Here is a 16,182-nt window from a genome sequence, read left to right as displayed (position 1 = left end):
GGGGAGGCCGATGGACATCATCACAGCAACCCTCGCCGGTTCCGATCCGCGCGAGCGCGGCAGCGAGCTCGGCACCCGCTTCGGCGTCGAGATTCGGGAAGCCGTCAGCGGATACCTCGATTTCTTCGAGGTGCGGAGGCTCACGGAGGATCGCGTGCGCGAGATCGCGGAGAGCTGCTTCGCCGCACTGCAGCGCTGGGCCCCCAACCTCGCGGAGGAGCTCGCGGCGACCGCGCTCGCCGCCGAGGTGCCGCTGTGGCAGCTCGCGGCGCTGAACGCTCGGACCGAGGTGCTCGCGGTCGTCGAACCGGACACCGAGGGAGAGTGCTCCACTGCGGTCTTCGCGCCGCGCGGTGTCGCGATGCCCGAGAGCATCCAGACCTGGGACTGGCACGAGCACCTGTGCCGAGTCGGGCTCGTCGTCTCGTACGCGCCCGATGCACCCGCATCGTCGCATGCCGCGCCATCGACCTCGCCGAAGGTGGGGCGCGTCGCCATGTTCACCGAGCTCGGCGTGCTCGGCAAGATCGGCGTCAACGACGCGGGCCTCGCCGTGCACTTCAACATCCTGCACCACGCATCGGATCGCGGCGTCGGTGGGGTGCCGGTGCACGCGATCGCGCGGCGGGTGCTCGATGAGGCGACGACCGTCGACGAAGCCGAGGCCATCATCGCGTCGGCCCCGGCGAGCGCCTCGACCGTGATCACCGTTCTCGCTCGAGATGACGCCGAGCATCGCGCCGCCTGCTTCGAGATCTCATCGGAGCGCGTCGCCGCGGTGCGGCCGGACGCGCAGGGGTGGCTCGTGCACACGAACAATTTCCTGGCGCCCTCGCAGCTGCCGGGAGAAGCGACTCGGGACGCCTCGACGACGTACGCCCGGCTCGAGCATGTGAGCGACCAGCGCGCCCGCATGTCGGGGCGCTCGATCGAACAGCGAGCCCGAGCCATGGCGGGAGATGCGGGCGCGCTCGCCCCCATCTGCTTCCGGCCCGATCCCTCCGAGCCGCTGCACGAGCAGTGGTCGACCCTGCTCACCGTGGGTTTCGACCTCGCCTCGGGAGAGCTCGAGTTCTACCCGGGCTCTCCCGTCGCGCTGGCCGAGCACGGAGCTCGCCGCTTCGGCTGAACGCTCACCGGAGCACGGGCGCCCCGTCCACGTACGTCGCCACGACGTCGATGGTGGCGAGTTCCTGCGCCGAGGTGGCGAGCGGGTCGGCGGCGAACACGGTGAACGCCGCTCGCGCGCCCGGGCGGATGACGCCCTCGTCCTCGGCGCCGATCGCGCGCGCCGCGTGCGAGGTGTAGCCCTCGAGCGCCTGGCGCACGGTGAGCGCCTGCTCGGGCTGAATGGGTGCGAGTTCGGGGCGGGCAACGGGGTAGCGCAGAATCGACTCGGCCATCATCACGCGGGGGTCGTACGGGGTGACCGGCCAGTCGCTGCCGAGCGCGAGCACGGCGCCCGAGTCGCGGATGTCGCGGCACCGCCAGCCGTGCGACGCGCGCTCCTCGCCGAGCCGCACCGACCAGTTGTCGGAGCGATCCGCCCGAGTGTGGCGCGTGCCGTGGATGGGCTGCATGCTCGCGGCGACGCCGAGCTGCGCGAAGCGGGGCACCGTGCCGTCGGGGATCGTCTCGATGTGCTCGATGCGATGCGCCGACCGACCTGCGACCTCGCCGAGCGACTCGATAGCGTCGAGCACGAACGCGACGCCCTGATCGCCGATCGCGTGCGTGGCCGTGGCGATGCCGCGCTCGGCGAAGAACCGCAGCGCCTCGCGATACGCCTCCGTGTCGGTCCAGATCGAGCGACGCCCCTGCCCGTAGCAGTCGGGCTCGTGCAGCCAGGCCGAGCCGTTGTCGACGGTGCCGTCGATCATGAACTTCACGCCGTCCACGCGCCACCGGCGGCCGTGCAGACCCTGCACCTCTGCGATCCGCTCCAGCGCCTCACGAGTCGAACCGGGCGGCACCATGGGGGAGAAGCGGAGCCGGATCGGCAGATCGCCGCGCGACTCGAGGATCTCGAGCACTTCGCGACTCCCGGTGTGGAAGTCCATGACGTGCGTGCCCGTGATGCCGCTCGCGGCCATCCCGTCGAGCACGATCGCGAGCCGATCGGCGAGCTCCTCGTGGCTCTCGTCGGGGATCTGCCCCAGCACGAGATCCATCGCGGCGAGTTCGAGCAGATACCCGGTGGGTGCGCCGTGCTCGTCGACGCCGACGACCGACTCGTCGGGGAAGGTCTCCTGCCCTGTGAGCCCGATCGCCTCGATGCCGGCGCTGTTGATCACCGCGGAGTGCGCGTCGCGCATGCGGAGGAAGACGGGATGGCCGGCAGCCGCCGCGTCGAACAGCCTTCCCGTGAACCCGGTGCCGGTGAAGATGTTCGGGTCGATGCCCCAGCCGAACACCCATGCGCCGGGAGCGGCCTCGGTAGCGGCGGCGGCGATGCGATCCTGCGCCTCTTCGAGCGTCAGGTCGGTGAGCTGCACCCCGCGGGTGAGTTCGAGCCCGAAGACGATGTGCGTATGGCCGTCGACGAGACCGGGCACCAGCGTCGCTCCCGGGTGCTCGTCGATCACGGTGGTATTTCCCACATGGATCGCGAGGTCGTCGCGCGCGCCGACGGCGATCACGCGGCCCTCGCGGATGGCGACGGCGTTCGCGACGGCGTTCGTGTCGCCTCCGTCGAGGGCCTCCGCGAACGCGTGGACGCGGTCTGCGACGACCAGTCGGTCGGCGATGCCGGTGACTGCTGCAGGGGAAGGGGATGCGTGCGTCATGCTGGCCTCCGGGTCAGTGCTGCTGGGCGGGAGCGGAGTCGGGCTGGGCCGCCGCGGCCCGGGCGACGGGCACCGCCGTGGTGTTGCCCTGTTCGAACTTGCGGTTGCGGCGCGCGATGACGAAGAGCGCCGCGGCGAAGATCACGCTCGGAATCGTCACGGTGATCGCGTACTGCAGCGGGCTGAGCAGGCCGACGAGCTGGCCGCCGACGAGCGGGCCGAAGGCCACTCCCGCGAGGTAGAAGCCCGAGACGAGCACCCCGGTGCGCCCGGTGACGTCCATGATGGCGGCGAGCCCGGTGTAGAGGACGAGGATCGCGCCGTACATGACGCCCCAGACGAGAATCGACACGGTGTACGCGAGCGGCGTCGTGCTCGTGACCATGATGAACTTGGTGATCGTGCTGATCGCGATGATGAGCGCGAACGACCAGCTGCGGCCGAGCCAGCGCAGCGCGAGCGGGGCGAGCAGCGCCCCGACGAGCCCGCCGAGCACCTTGCCCGCGAGCAGCGAGCTGTTGGTCTCGGGGGTGATGTCGGACTGCTGCGCGAGCACGCTCGTCATGGAGTAGACCATGTCCTCGGTGAGCGACCAGAGGAGGATCGACACCGCGAAGACGAGCGCTGCGCCGCCGACGGTGCGTCGCACCCGCCCGTCGCCGGTGTCGATCGCGCCCGTCGCGTCGAGCGCGCTGGTGGGCAGGTTCGGGAGGCCGCCGGCGAGCAGGAGCCCCAGGACGCCGAGTGCCGCGATCACGATGAGCACGGTGCGCAGATCGTTGTGGAAGATCGGAGCGATCGCGAGGAGAGCGGACGCGCCGAGTCGGTTGATCACCATGATCGTGGTGACGGTGCGGTCCGGATTGCGGGTCGATGACGCCGCAGCGGTGCCGGTGGCGATCATGATGCCCGCGCCGATGCCTCCGACGATCAGGCCGATCATCACGGCGGGGGTGGTGAGCACGGCTGCGGGGAAGCCGTAGCCGAGCACCATGAGCACGAGGCCGATGCGGCCGAGCTTCGGGCGGTCTGCGCGGGCGATGAAGCGATTCGTCACGAACATCGCGAGCGCGGAACCCGCGGTCATGCCGGTGGCCAGGGCGCCTGCGGCGGCGATGTCGACGCCGAGATCCTGCACCATCGCGGCGATGAGCACGGGCACGAGGTTCGCCGCCATGAGCGCGAACACCCAGGTGCCGACGAAGCCGAAGACGACTCTGCCGGTGAGGGCGGCGAGGCCGCTCGATGCGGTGTTCGGGGGCGAGGTGTTCGACATGGGACTCCTTTGTCGCGTGCAGGCGGACGAGTGCGGTCGGTGATGCCGCCGCGGTGTGCGGTGCGGGAACGTTCCCGCACCGCATGCAAATATACGTCGCGGGTGCCGTCCCCGCAAGCGGCCCGCGCCGATGCGCGTCGGCGCAGACCGTACACTGAGGCTATGGCGCGTGTCGGTTCAGGGGTGACGATCGTCGACATCGCCCGTGCGCTCGGCATCTCGAAGACCGCGGTCTCGGCCGCGCTCCACGGCAGCGGGCGCGTGTCCGAGGCGACGCGATCCCGCGTGCTGGCGCAGGCCGCTGCAATGGGCTACGTCTCGAATCGGGCCGCCCAGCGACTGCGCGGCGGGCGGCACGGCGCGATCGGCCTGAGCGTTCCCCACGATGTGCGCGAACTGTCCTTCTACATGGAGCTGGCGTTCGGTGCCGCCGCCGCCGCATCCGAGGCGGGGAGCGATCTCCTGCTGCTCGCGGATGCCGCTCCCGGCGCCGCTCGACGCCCCAGCACCGACGGCGTGATCGTGGTCGACCCCACCCCTGCTGCGTTCCCCCGGCTGCTCGAGCGCGTCGGCGACGTACCGCTCGTCTCCGTCGGCGAGTACCTCGGACCGGGTCGGGAGCGGGTCTCCGCGTGGATCGCGGCGGACCACCGATCGCTCATCGCCGAAGCGCTCGACGCGCTGACGGAGGAGGGCGTGACCGCGCCGGCGCTCGTGGCGCTGCCCGAGGATCGCGAGCCCGCGTGGGCGAAGGATGTCGCAGAGGGCTACACCGCGTGGTGCGCCGCGCACGAGGCGACGCCCGTTCTCCTGCGATCCGCCCTCGACCCCTCCGATGCGGAGCTGCACGCCACGATGAGCCGTGCCGTGGACGCGCACTGCGACGGCATCGTGTGGGTGGCGCAGGGGCTCGTACTCCGAGCGCTCGCCGCGCAGTCCCGTCGCGCAGACGACTCGGTGCGCTCGACGACGGGCGGATCCCGGCTCGCCATGGCCACCATGGCCGCCGAGCCCGGCGCACCGGGGGTGACCGGGGTCGATCTCCGCGCGCGCGACTACGGCCGGTCGGCCATCAGGCTGCTGCTCGGAGTGCTGGGCGGGGAGGTCGCTCCCGGCACCCATGAGGTGCACGACGCACGGGTGATCCGCCCCGCCTGACTCACGACGCGGCGAGCAGCTCGCGCACGCGCGGCATCACCTCGGTCGCGTACAGCTCGATGCTCCGCATGAGCAGGGAGTGCGGCATGGTGCCGTTGGCGTACTTGAGGTCGAAGCGGTCGGCCGACAGCGTGCGGATGGTCTCCGCGATTCGCTGCGCAACCGTCTCGGGCGACCCGACGTACAGCGATCCGCCGTCCGCCTCGCGTTCGAACTCGGCACGCGTGGTATTCGGCCACCCCCGCTCGGCCCCGATGCGATTGCGGTTCGCCTCGAAATGCGGCCAGAGCTGCTCGCGCGCCTCCGCGTCGGTCGCCGCGACGTGACCGGGCGAGTGCACGCCCAGCGGCATGGGGTCGCGACCGAGCTCCTGCTGCGCCCTTCGGTACAGGTCGGCGAACGGCGCGAAGCGCGACGGGTCGCCGCCGATGATGGCGAGCATCATCGGAATCCTCATCTGCACCGAGCGCACCACGGACTCGGGGCTGCCGCCCACGCCGACCCAGGCGCGCACGCCGTCGGGCTGCTCGGTCTTGGGGAAGACGTGCTGGTCGACGAGGGGAGCTCGATGCTCGCCCGACCAGGTCACCGGGCCCTCCTCGCGCAGTCGGGTGAAGAGATCGAGCTTCTCCGAGAACAGGGCCTCGTAGTCGTCGAGGTCGTAGCCGAAGAGCGCGAACGACTCGATGAACGAGCCGCGACCCAGTACGGCCTCGGCGCGACCCGAACTCACCGCATCGAGCGTGGCGAAGCGCTCGTAGACGCGCACGGGGTCGTCGCTCGAGAGCACCGTGACGCCGGTGCCGAGGAGTATCCGCTCGGTGCGGCCCGTGATCGCCGCGAGCACGATCTCCGGCGAGGTGAGTGCGAAGTCATCCCGATGGTGCTCGCCGAGCGTGATCGCGTCGACGCCGAGGCGGTCGGCGAGCACCGCCTGTTCGACGACGTCGCGCAGCACCTGCGCGTGCGTGCTCCGTTCACCCGTGTCGTCGAGCGTGACGTCGCCGAAGGTGTCGAGGCCGAGAATGAGCTGGTCGGGGGTGGCGCCCGCGACGGCGCGAAGTGCGGTCATGCCGGTGGGAACGCCGCGCGCGCGGCGTGTATTCCTGGCTGCGCCCGCTGCCGCGGGTGGCTACGAGGGGTGGGGGTCCGTTACCCGCGGCGACTCGAGGCGATGAAACCGACTGCGGCGGCCGCGACGCCGAACAGGGCCGGCCACACCCAGTACAGGCCGAGGGCGAGCAGCGCGGCGACGGCGGCCGCGATGAGGCAGAGCTCGAACAGCGCCTGGGCGAAGCGGTCGACGCGCAGCACCGGTTTGGGGGAGAGGAACAGGGCCCACAGCAGCACGGCGAGCACGAACAGCCCGATGCCCGTGAAGATTCCGGGGAACGGCAGCGGCCATGCCAGGAAGCCCCACACCGTGACGATCACGATGGATGCGAGTTGGAAGAGCCCGCGTGCGAGCTGAAGTGCCGGGCTCGCAGCGTGCGGGGCTGGTGCGGAGGAACTACTGGTCACCGCACCAGTCTACCCGCCGCCCGAACCGCCCCCTCCCACCTGTGGGCGCCTCCCCGCTGCCCAGCCCGCCCCCTCCCACCTGTAGGCGCCTCCCCGCTGCCCGGCCCGCCCCCTCCCACCTGCGAGCGGGGTCACTTCGGGAGGGTGTTGCTCTCGACAGCGACGGCGACACGCTCTGAAAGTGACCCCTCTGCGGAGGAGCGAGCCCTCACATCTGCGAGCGGGGTCACTTCTCGTGCGTGTCGAAAGCGCGACACCCACGAGAAGTGACCCCGCCGTGGAGGGGCGCGCCATGGGCCGCGGAGGGGCGGGGCGGACGAGTGGCAGAGGGGCGGGCGAGCGTTGGGCGGCGGTGGTTCAGCGGAGCGCAGCGCGAATGGTCTACTCGTGAGCACGTGAATATGGTGAAGGGATAGACCACGCGGGCGCTCATGCTCGACGAAGCGAACACGAACCGAACACGCACCGAGGAGCACCGCATGAACACGGCGACGCTGCGCGTCATGGACGCGAACGGCGGCTTCTCCGCACCGCGGCGCGTCGCGTGGAGCGAGGGCGCGTTCACAGCGGTCGGTGGCGGCAGTGTCGATGGCGACAGCGCAGACGACGCGGTTCCCAGTGCCGCGGGGTGGATCATGCCCGGCCTGGTCGATGCGCACGTCCATGCCGCCTGGCACGCGTTCGACGCGGGAGACCGCGCTCGGCTCAGCCCCTCAGAGACGTATCGCGCCACCGCGGACGCACTCGCGCGCACACTGCGGGCGGGCTTCACGAGCGTGCGCGACGCCGGAGGGTTGAGCGCCGCCGACCGAGACCGCATCCCGGCGGGCGCCCGGCCCAGAGTCGCCTGCTCCGTCGCGATGATCGATCGAGCCCGGGCCGACGCTGCAGGTGGACTCGACCGCGCGGTCGGCGAGGTGCTCGAAGCAGGTGCCGCCTGGGTGAAGCTCGTCGCGACCGCCGGTGTCACGGCTCCAGCGGGCGCGACACTCGACTCGCACTTCTCGCGGGCGGAGTTCTCGGCTGCCGCGCGACGAGCAGCGGCGGCCGGCGCCGGCGTCATGGTGCACGCCTGGGGCGGCGACGCCATCGACTACGCCATCGAGTCGGGCGCGGCGAGCATTGAGCACGGCATCTACCTGACCGCCGACCAGGCGCGGCGGGCCGCCGATGCGCGCACTGCCTTCGTGCCGACCCTGCGCATCTACCGGCTCGTGCAGCGGATGATCGCCGAGGGGCGCCTCCCTCTGACACTCGGCGGGCGCGTCGACGAGGTCGTCTCAAGGCATCCGCACGCCGTGCGCATCGCGCGCGATCACGGCGTCGCGATCGCGCTGGGCACCGATTACGGCACGCCCGCGCAGCACGGAACCAACGGGCTCGAGTTCGATGCCCTCATCGGCGCCGGCCTCAGTGCGCAGGAGGCGCTGGTCGCGGCGACGAGCTCCGGTGCGGCTCTGCTCGCGCAGGCGCAGGATCCCGCGGCCCCGAGCGGCGCAGCGCCGAGCGGCGTGATCGCACCGGGGGCCGTCGCGGACGCCGTGCTGCTGTCGCGCGACCCGCGTGAGCCCGGCGTCCTGTCAGACCGAGGGGCGATCGTCGGCGTCTTGCTCGACGGGCGGCTGATCGATCCGCGTCGCCCCGAACCCGATCCCGAACCCGACCCCGAACCCCGACCCGGATCCGAACCCCACTCCCACCCCGTCTCACGAGAGGATCACCCGTGATTCCCGCCCATCGCAACGCCCACAGCGCCACTCATTACTCGGGCCCCCGTAACCGCCGCCGCACAGCGGCCGCGGCGGCCGCGCTCTCCGCAGCGCTCCTGCTCAGCTCCTGCGCCGGCGGCTCGGCGTCCTCCGGCGGCGGCTCGGACGAGGCGGGCGACCCGGTGACCGGCGGCACCCTCGAATTCGGCCGGGTCGCCGCGGTCACCGATCTCGATCTGAATCAGCAGATCACCGCCAACAACGCGTTCGCGATCGACAAGATCTTCGAACCGCTGGTGAGCTTCGACGCCGAGGGAGAGATCGTGCCGTGGCTCGCGGAGTACGAGGCCTCCGACGACGGACTGACCTACACCTTCACGCTGCGCGACGGGCTCGCGTTCTCGGACGGTGCAGAGGTTATGCCCGCCGACGTGGTGTACTCGCTCGAGCGGCACATCGACGTCGGCGGTCCGCTGCCGCTCGAAGCTCCCATCGAGAGCATCACGGCGTCGGGGGAGCAGGAGGTGACCATCACGCTCACGGAGCGCTACACGCCGTTCCTCTCCGAGCTCGCGAGCTTCTCGAACGGCATCTTCCCCGAGAATTTCGGGGGCGCGAGCGAGGAGGAGTTCTTCCAGGATCCCATCGGAACCGGCCCGTTCGCGGTCGAGGAGTGGGACCCGAACGGAGACTTGACCTTCGTGAAGAACGAGCACTACTGGCAGGAGGGCAAGCCCTACCTCGACTCGCTCGTGTACAAGCTCGTGGCGGATGACACGCAGCTGCAGCAGCAGCTCTCGGCCGGTCAGCTCGATGCGATCGACGACGTGCCGGCGGCGAACGCGGACCAGGTCGATGCGGGCGCCGGCACGGTGCTGTCGCAGACGAGCGGCTGGTCGACGGAGCAGGTCTTCTTCAACACGCAGCGCGAGCAGTTCGCCGACGAGCGCGTGCGTCGCGCCGTCGCGTTCGCGCTCGATCGGGAGGGCATCACGCAGGCGACCACGTTCGGCACGGCGGAGGTGGCGAACGCATTGCTGCCGCCGACCATCACGGACTCCGCGAACGAGACGGTCGAGCCGCTCGACTTCGACCTCGACGCCGCGCGAGCAGAGCTCGCGAAGTCGGAGTTCCCCGACGGGTTCTCCGTCACGCTGATGCTCGCGAGCGGCGACTCGCAGCGGGCCCAGATCGCTCAGATCGTGCAGGAGTCCCTCGCGCAGATCGACATCGAGGTCGAGATCGAGCAGCTCGACATCGCGGCGTTCCGCGAGCGCTTCTTCGCGTACGACTACGACTTCATGCTCAACAGCGGGCAGTCCGACGCGCCCGATCCGAACGGCTTCATCTCGTTCCAGGCCGATCCGGAGGGGTTCAGCAAGTCGTACTGGACGCACTACACGAACGATCGCGTCACCGAGCTGATGCACCGGGGACGGGTGACCGCCGAGGGTGAGGAGCGCACGGAGATCTACCGGGAGATTCAGCAGACGCTCGCCGACGACGTGCCGTACATCCCGCTCTTCTTCCCGGCGAACCTGAAAGCGACGCGCGACGATGTGCACGGATTCACGGTGCTCCCGAACGGCAGCGTGCGCTTCGAGGACACCTGGATCGCGGGCGGCTCGCGGTAGTCGCCGGGGCGCCTACAGTGGGCACGTGATGAAACGTGGAGCGCGGGCTGCCGGTCGCATCCTGGCGCGCACCGCACCGGTCATCCTCGGCGTCGTCGTCGCGGTGTTCTTCCTGCTGCGTCTCGTGCCCGGCGACCCGGCCGCGATGATCCTCGGCGAGCGGGCGACCCCGGAATCCGTCGCCGCCCTGCGTGCGGAGCTCGGACTGGATGCTCCGCTGTGGCGCCAGTTCACCGACTTCCTGGGGCAGGTCGTGTTCCACTTCGACACGGGCGCGTCCCTGGTCACGGGGGTCCCGACTCGGGAGCTCATCCTCGAAACGGCCCCGGTGAGCGCCGGCATCGTGGTGCTCGCCCTGGTGCTCGCAGTGCTCATCGCGGTGCCGCTGGCGCTCGTCGCCGCGCTGCGCCGTGACGGGTGGGCGGATCACCTCGTGCGGATCCTGCCCGCCGTCGGCATGGGCATGCCCCTGTTCTGGCTCGGGCTGCTGCTGATCATCGTGTTCGCGGTGCAGCTCGGATGGTTCCCGGTCGGGGGTGTCGGATCAGGGCCGGGCGAGCCGCTCCGCAGCCTCTTCCTGCCCGCGCTCGCCGTCGCACTCGGCATGGCGCCGCCACTGATCCGCTCGCTGCGTGCTCAGCTCATTGACGCGCTCGACGCCGACTTCGTGACGACGCTGCGAGCGGCACGGATCGCGGAGCGGAGGATCGTGTGGCGTCACGTGATGCGCAGCGCGGCGCTGCCCACCCTCACCCTGCTCAGCGTGAATACCGCGTATCTCATCGGGGGCACGCTCGTCGTCGAGCGCGTCTTCGGGATCAACGGTCTCGGCTCGCTCCTCTTCCAATCGATCAGCACCCGCGACTTCCCGGTGGTGCAGGGCGTCGCGCTCTACTGCGCGATCACGGTCGTCCTGGTCACGACCGTCGCCGAGATGCTCGCCGGCGTGCTCGATCCGCGCTTGCGGGCGGGGGACGCCCCGAGCTCCGCGCACGGAGCGGAGCGCGCCTCGCTCATCCCCGGTGCGCAGTCGGAGGCGCGATGACAGCGCTGCTTCGAGGAGGACGAGGAGGACGAGTGGGCCGGGTGCGCCGGGTGCGCCGTTCGCCGGCGTTCATCGCCGGTGCGATCCTCACCGCCCTGCTGATCTCGGTCGCGCTCGCCGCGCCGGTGCTCGCGCCGTACTCGCCGACCGAGCAGCAGCTCACGCAGGGGCTCCTGCCGCCGTCGCCCGAGCACTGGTTCGGCACCGATCAGCTCGGGCGCGACGTGCTGTCGCGCATGCTCTTCGCGGCGCGCACCGACTTCGGCATCGCCGCGCTCGCCGCGCTCGCGCCGTTCGTCGTCGGAGTGGGTGCGGGGCTCATCTCCGGGTACTTCGGTGGCGCCGTCGACTGGGTCGCCTCGCGAGTGACCGACACGGTCATCGCGTTTCCCTTTTATGTCATCGTGATCGCGCTCGTCTTCGCGCTGGGAGCCGGGGCGGGCGGCATCGTCGTCGCGTTCGCGCTCGTCGGCTGGGTGGGGTACGCCCGCGTGCTGCGCGCGATGACGGCAGCACTGCGCGAATCCGGGTGGGTGCGGAGCGCTCGGGGCAGCGGATTCTCCCACGCTCGGGTGCTGCTGCGTCACGTGCTGCCGAACGTGCTGCCGCAGGCTGTCGTGCTGCTCGCCACGGAGATCGTGCTCATCATGGTGGCGATCGTGACGCTCGGGTATCTCGGGCTCGGCATTCGCCCGCCGACTCCCGACTGGGGCACGATGATCGCCGATGCGCAGCCGTTCGTCACGACGCAGTGGTGGCTCGCAGCTATCCCTGGTGCCGGGGTGGTTCTGACGGGTATCGCGCTCTCGCTGCTCGGGGACGGGATCGGCGACCTGCTGCGTGTGCCCGCGACGCAGGGCCGACGCGGGCGGTCTCGGCCCGGTGGTCGGGCCGGTGCTCGCGCTGAGCGACGCGGGCCCGACGCTCCCGGCACTCCCGACACTCCTGGTGCCCGTGAACCGCGCAGCGACGACGCGCTCGCCGCCGGGGCGGTCAGTGTCGTCGGGCTCCGTATCGCCGCCGAGAGCGGTGCGATGCTCGTCGGCAAGCGGGCCGGCATCGACCTCGAGCTTCGCGCGGGCGAGTCCCTCGGCATCGTCGGCGAATCGGGCTCGGGCAAGAGTCTCACCCTCCGCGCGATGCTCGGCATGCTGCCGCGCGGAACGCGTGCGGTCGACGGCGGCGTCGCGGTTGCCGGGGCGGCTGGCATGGTGTTCCAAGAACCGCTCACGGCGCTCGATCCGCTCTCGCGGGTGGGCAGTCAGGTGCGAGCCGCCGTGCAGGCCGCGTCGCCCGGCATCGCACGACGTGCGACGGAGAAGCGGGTCCTCGATCTCCTCGAACAGGTGCGCCTTCCCGACCCGGCACGCATCTCGCGCGCGTACCCGCACGAGCTCTCGGGCGGTCAGCGGCAGCGGGTGGTCATCGCCCTCGCGCTCGCCGGTTCGCCGGAGGTGCTGCTCTGCGACGAGCCCACGACGGCGCTCGATGTGACCGTGCAGCGCGAAGTGCTCGACCTGCTGGGCCGACTGCGCGCGGAGCGCGGGCTCACGCTCGTCTTCGTGTCGCACGACCTCGCTGTGGTGGCGGAGATGTGCGATCGTCTCGTCGTGATGGCGGACGGCGACGTCGTCGAAACGGGAACGGTCGGCGATCTCATCGAAGCGCCGAGGTCGGCCGAGGCGCGCGCACTGCTGGCTGCGGCGCCGTCGCTCCCCGAACTCGCGGCTCCGGCCGAGCCGGCCGTACCGTCTGACCCGTTCGAGCCGTCCGTACCGGACACACCGGTCGCACCGGTTACGTCGGTCACCCATCGTGCGTCCGACTCGGTGCCACGACGCGATGCCCCGGCGCTGCTCGAGGTGCGCGACGCCCGGGTGCACTTCGGCGCAACCAGCGCGGTGGCCGGGGTGTCGCTTCGACTCGAGGCCGGTGCTGCGCTCGGCATCGTGGGGGAGTCGGGGTCTGGGAAGACGACGCTCGCCCGCGCGATCGCCGGGCAGTTGCCGCTCACGGCGGGCGAGGCGCGTCTCGGCGGCGCAGTGCTCGGGACGAAGCGGAGCCGGGCAGAGCTCCGCCGGATCCAACTCGTGCCGCAGGACCCGTATGCGTCGCTCACACCCCGTCGCACCGTGGGCAGCGTGCTCGACGAAGTGCTTCGCGTGCGAGGTGCCGGACCGACTGCGCACGCCGCATCGCGCAACCTCGCGGCAGACCGGAGTATTCGCGTGCGGCAGCTGCTGCACCGGGTCGGCCTCGAGCCCGACGTCGCCGATGCCACTCCCGACCGCCTGTCGGGGGGACAGCGACAGCGGGTGGCGATCGCGCGGGCGCTCGCCGCCGACCCGCAGGTGATCGTCGCCGACGAGCCGACGTCGGCGCTCGACACGACGGCGCGCGCCCGCGTGCTCGAGCTGCTCCGCGACCTCCGCGACGAACTCGGGCTCGGCGTCGTCGTCATCTCCCACGACCTCGGCGTCGTCCACGAACTCTGCGATCGGCTGCTGCTCATGCGCGGCGGCGAGGTCGTGGAATCGGGGGACCGGAGTTTCTTCACTGCGCCGCGCTCCGAGTACGGGCGCACGCTGCTCGCCTCCGTCGCGCGCCTCTGAGGTTCTGCGCGTCGGCGTGTGCAGGATCGTTGCCCGAGCACTGCGCCCGCTTGGTACTCTGCATGTAACAGCCTTCGGAACGACGGCGCCATGGAGGACACATGAACTGGATCGAGCGCCTGCTCGACGGCTCGCTGTTCGATGGCGGCATCTTTTTGATCATCGGCATCGTCGGCGGAGTCCTGCTCCTGATCTCGCTGCTGCTCGACGGCATCTTCGACGCGTTCGACTTCGGTGACGGCCCCCTGAGCCTGACGACCATCGCCGCGTTCACCGCGATCTTCGGGTTCGCGTCGTTCGCGAGCGTCGGGGCGGGCATGTCGACCCCGGTCGCGACGATCGTCGGCGCGCTCTCCGGTCTGCTCGGAGCCGCTGCGGCCTGGTGGCTCTCCCGCGCCATCAGAGGGGCCGAGTCCAACACCGCCGTCAGCGGCACCGATCTGGTCGGGTCGACGGGGGCGGTGGTGCTCGCCATCCCCGCGAACGGCCTCGGAGAGGTCGCCGTCACCCGGCACGGAGAGCGCATCTCGCTCTCCGCGACCGCGGGCGAGCCGGTGCCGAGGGGCGCCCAGGTGCGCATCGTGCAGGTCGTGACGTCGACGTCCGTGCGCGTCGAACCCGTACTCCCCGAAACCCACGCCCAACCGTCAGACCGAACGGAGACGTAATGTTCCTCGCAAGCCCGGCGATCGTCGGCATCTTCGGCGCGGTGATCGCACTCGTGCTGATCGCCCTCGTCATCATCAAGCGATACCGGATCGCGAAACCGGACGAGGCGATCATCGTGACCGGCGGCAAGGGCAAAGAGGTGGTCGACGCCGCCGGGAACAAGGGCCGCGACCTGTCCGGGCAGAAAGTCGTTACGGGCGGCGGCGTCTTCGTCGTGCCGTTCGTGCAGAAATCGTTCACGATCTCGCTGCGTTCGCGCCGGCTGTCGATCACGACGGAGGCCCAGACCACCGACGGCATCACGATGCAGGCGCAGGCGGTCGCCGTCGTCAAGGTCGGCGGAACCCAGGAGATGATCCGGGCTGCTGCTCAGCGCTTCCTCTCGAACTCGGACGAGATCGACGAGTCGACTCAGGAGGTGCTGTCGGGCTCGCTGCGCTCGATCATCGGCGGCCTCACCGTGCTGCAGATCATTCGCGACCGTGCCGTCGTGGCGCAGAGCGTGCTCGAAGCCGCAGAAGAAGCCCTGACCAAGCAGGGCCTCGTCGTCGATACGCTGCAGATCCAGGAGATCCGCGACGGCGCCGACTACATCGCCAATATCGGACGCCCGGAGGCCGCGAAGGTGCGTCAGGCGGCCGACATCGCCGAGACCAACGCCTACCAGGCCTCGCAGGAGGCGAAGATCGCAGCGGAGCAGGTGCTCGTCGACCGCAACCGCGAGCTGAAGCTGCGTCAGGCCGCGGTGCAGGTCGAGACCGATAAGGCGACCGCGCAGGCGTCGGCGGCCGAGCCGCTCGAGCAGGCGATCCAGCAGCAGGCGATCGTCGAGCAGCAGCAGATCACCGCCCAGAAGGAGGTCGCGCTGAAGACCGAGCGGCTGAACGCCGACGTGCGCGCTGTCGCCGAGGCGGAGGCGTACCGCGTCGAAGCGCTCGCGAAGGCGGAGGCGGCGGCTTCGGTGTCGGCCGCGGAGGGTCGTGCGAAGGCCGTCGAGCGCGAGGGCGTCGCGAGTCGCGTGGCGCGTATCGCCGCGGCCGAGGCGCTCGAGGCGGAGGGCCGCGCCGAGGCCGCCGCACTCGAAGCGAAGGGTACTGCTGAGGCGACCGCCATCGATGCCCGCGCCCGCGCGCTCGAAACCCAGTCGCAGGCGGTGCTCGCGCAGGAGCTCATCCACCTCCTCCCCGAGATCGCGACGGAGTACGCGCGCGCGATCGGCGCGATCGAGCACATGACGGTCGTGTCGGCGGACGGCACGTCGAAGGTCGCCGGCGAGGCGATGGGCAATATCAAGGGCCTGCTCGAGATGGCGAAGGACACGGTCGGCATCGACCTCGCCGGCATGCTCAACGGCGCCGTGTCGGGCGGGGCGGCCGGAGCTGCTGCGGGCCGCGCGTCGCGCGACGCGTCAGAGGGACGGCGGGCGGATCGTCGCGCTGACGACCGTCGCGCTGACGACCGCCGAGAGCACGGAGCTGCGGAAGGCGAGCGTGCCGACGCCGACTCCGAGGCCGATCACGCAGATCGCGGATCAGCCGATCGTTTCGACGCTGCGACCGAGTCGGGGCGGGATCGCATCTCGGAGAGCGCCCGTCGGCTCGCGGGAAGCGCGACGGGTGCCGCCTCCGCCGCGGCCGACGCCGCCGACGGCGCGGCCGATGCAGCGAGCGAGGCGGCGAAGTCCGCGGAGGATGCCGCCGAACGCGCAGCCGCGGTTCTGAGTGATCGGGCGCGCGGCTTCGCGGCAGGGTCCCAGTAGGCCCCTCGGGGGT

12 protein-coding genes are annotated in these 16,182 nt (G+C 71.0%); 8 read left to right on the top strand and 4 right to left on the bottom strand.

What is annotated here, in order from left to right:
• The first annotated feature begins 10 nt into the window (after window positions 1–10).
• Window positions 11–1,129 (top strand): C45 family peptidase, encoded by a 1,119-nt coding sequence (locus PQI23_RS07865; protein ID WP_339973246.1) that lies wholly within the window; start codon window positions 11–13, stop codon window positions 1,127–1,129.
• Window positions 1,130–1,133: 4 nt separating this feature from the next.
• Here the strand turns inward: PQI23_RS07865 and PQI23_RS07860 are convergent, their stop codons facing one another.
• Window positions 1,134–2,786, bottom strand: coding sequence for an amidohydrolase (locus PQI23_RS07860; RefSeq protein ID WP_339973244.1), 1,653 nt, complete (start codon window positions 2,784–2,786; stop codon window positions 1,134–1,136).
• A gap of 13 nt (window positions 2,787–2,799) precedes the next feature.
• Window positions 2,800–4,062: an MFS transporter gene (locus tag PQI23_RS07855; protein ID WP_339973242.1), complete on the bottom strand. Its 1,263-nt coding sequence runs from the start codon at window positions 4,060–4,062 to the stop codon at window positions 2,800–2,802.
• A gap of 162 nt (window positions 4,063–4,224) precedes the next feature.
• Between PQI23_RS07855 and PQI23_RS07850 the strand changes: the two genes are divergently transcribed.
• Window positions 4,225–5,220 (top strand): LacI family DNA-binding transcriptional regulator, encoded by a 996-nt coding sequence (locus tag PQI23_RS07850; protein ID WP_339973240.1) that lies wholly within the window; start codon window positions 4,225–4,227, stop codon window positions 5,218–5,220.
• Window position 5,221: 1 nt separating this feature from the next.
• On the opposite strand, the gene PQI23_RS07845 is transcribed toward PQI23_RS07850, so the two are convergent.
• Both PQI23_RS07845 and PQI23_RS07840 read right to left on the bottom strand, forming a co-directional pair.
• A complete protein-coding gene (locus PQI23_RS07845) occupies window positions 5,222–6,292 on the bottom strand; it encodes an LLM class flavin-dependent oxidoreductase (protein WP_339973238.1) in 1,071 nt (356 codons plus the stop codon).
• Between the two features lie 80 nt (window positions 6,293–6,372).
• Window positions 6,373–6,741 carry a DUF2568 domain-containing protein gene (locus tag PQI23_RS07840; RefSeq protein WP_339973236.1) on the bottom strand — a complete coding sequence of 123 codons (369 nt, stop codon included), beginning with the start codon at window positions 6,739–6,741 and terminating at the stop codon, window positions 6,373–6,375.
• 479 nt (window positions 6,742–7,220) lie between these two features.
• Between PQI23_RS07840 and PQI23_RS07835 the strand changes: the two genes are divergently transcribed.
• The 6 genes from PQI23_RS07835 (at window position 7,221) to PQI23_RS07810 (ending at window position 16,169) form a co-directional block, all read left to right on the top strand.
• Complete coding sequence (locus PQI23_RS07835; RefSeq protein ID WP_339973234.1) at window positions 7,221–8,468, top strand: amidohydrolase family protein; 1,248 nt, start codon at window positions 7,221–7,223, stop codon at window positions 8,466–8,468.
• Window positions 8,465–10,084, top strand: a complete 1,620-nt coding sequence (locus PQI23_RS07830; protein WP_339973232.1) for an ABC transporter substrate-binding protein — start codon at window positions 8,465–8,467, stop codon at window positions 10,082–10,084. The genes PQI23_RS07835 and PQI23_RS07830 overlap by 4 nt, the downstream gene beginning before the upstream one ends.
• A 28-nt stretch (window positions 10,085–10,112) precedes the next feature.
• Complete coding sequence (locus PQI23_RS07825; protein WP_339973465.1) at window positions 10,113–11,129, top strand: ABC transporter permease; 1,017 nt, start codon at window positions 10,113–10,115, stop codon at window positions 11,127–11,129.
• A gap of 32 nt (window positions 11,130–11,161) precedes the next feature.
• Complete coding sequence (locus PQI23_RS07820) at window positions 11,162–13,741, top strand: ATP-binding cassette domain-containing protein (RefSeq protein WP_339973230.1); 2,580 nt, start codon at window positions 11,162–11,164, stop codon at window positions 13,739–13,741.
• 101 nt (window positions 13,742–13,842) lie between these two features.
• The gene (locus PQI23_RS07815; protein ID WP_339973227.1) at window positions 13,843–14,409 is read left to right on the top strand and encodes a hypothetical protein; all 567 of its coding nucleotides are present in this window, start codon (window positions 13,843–13,845) and stop codon (window positions 14,407–14,409) included.
• Window positions 14,409–16,169, top strand: a complete 1,761-nt coding sequence (locus PQI23_RS07810) for an SPFH domain-containing protein (RefSeq protein WP_339973226.1) — start codon at window positions 14,409–14,411, stop codon at window positions 16,167–16,169. Before PQI23_RS07815 ends, PQI23_RS07810 begins: the two co-directional genes overlap by 1 nt.
• Window positions 16,170–16,182 lie beyond the last annotated feature (13 nt).

It is taken from the genome of Leucobacter sp. USCH14 (genome assembly GCF_037619215.1).
GTDB lineage: Bacteria > Actinomycetota > Actinomycetes > Actinomycetales > Microbacteriaceae > Leucobacter.
This window is presented reverse-complemented; position numbering and strand designations above follow the sequence as displayed.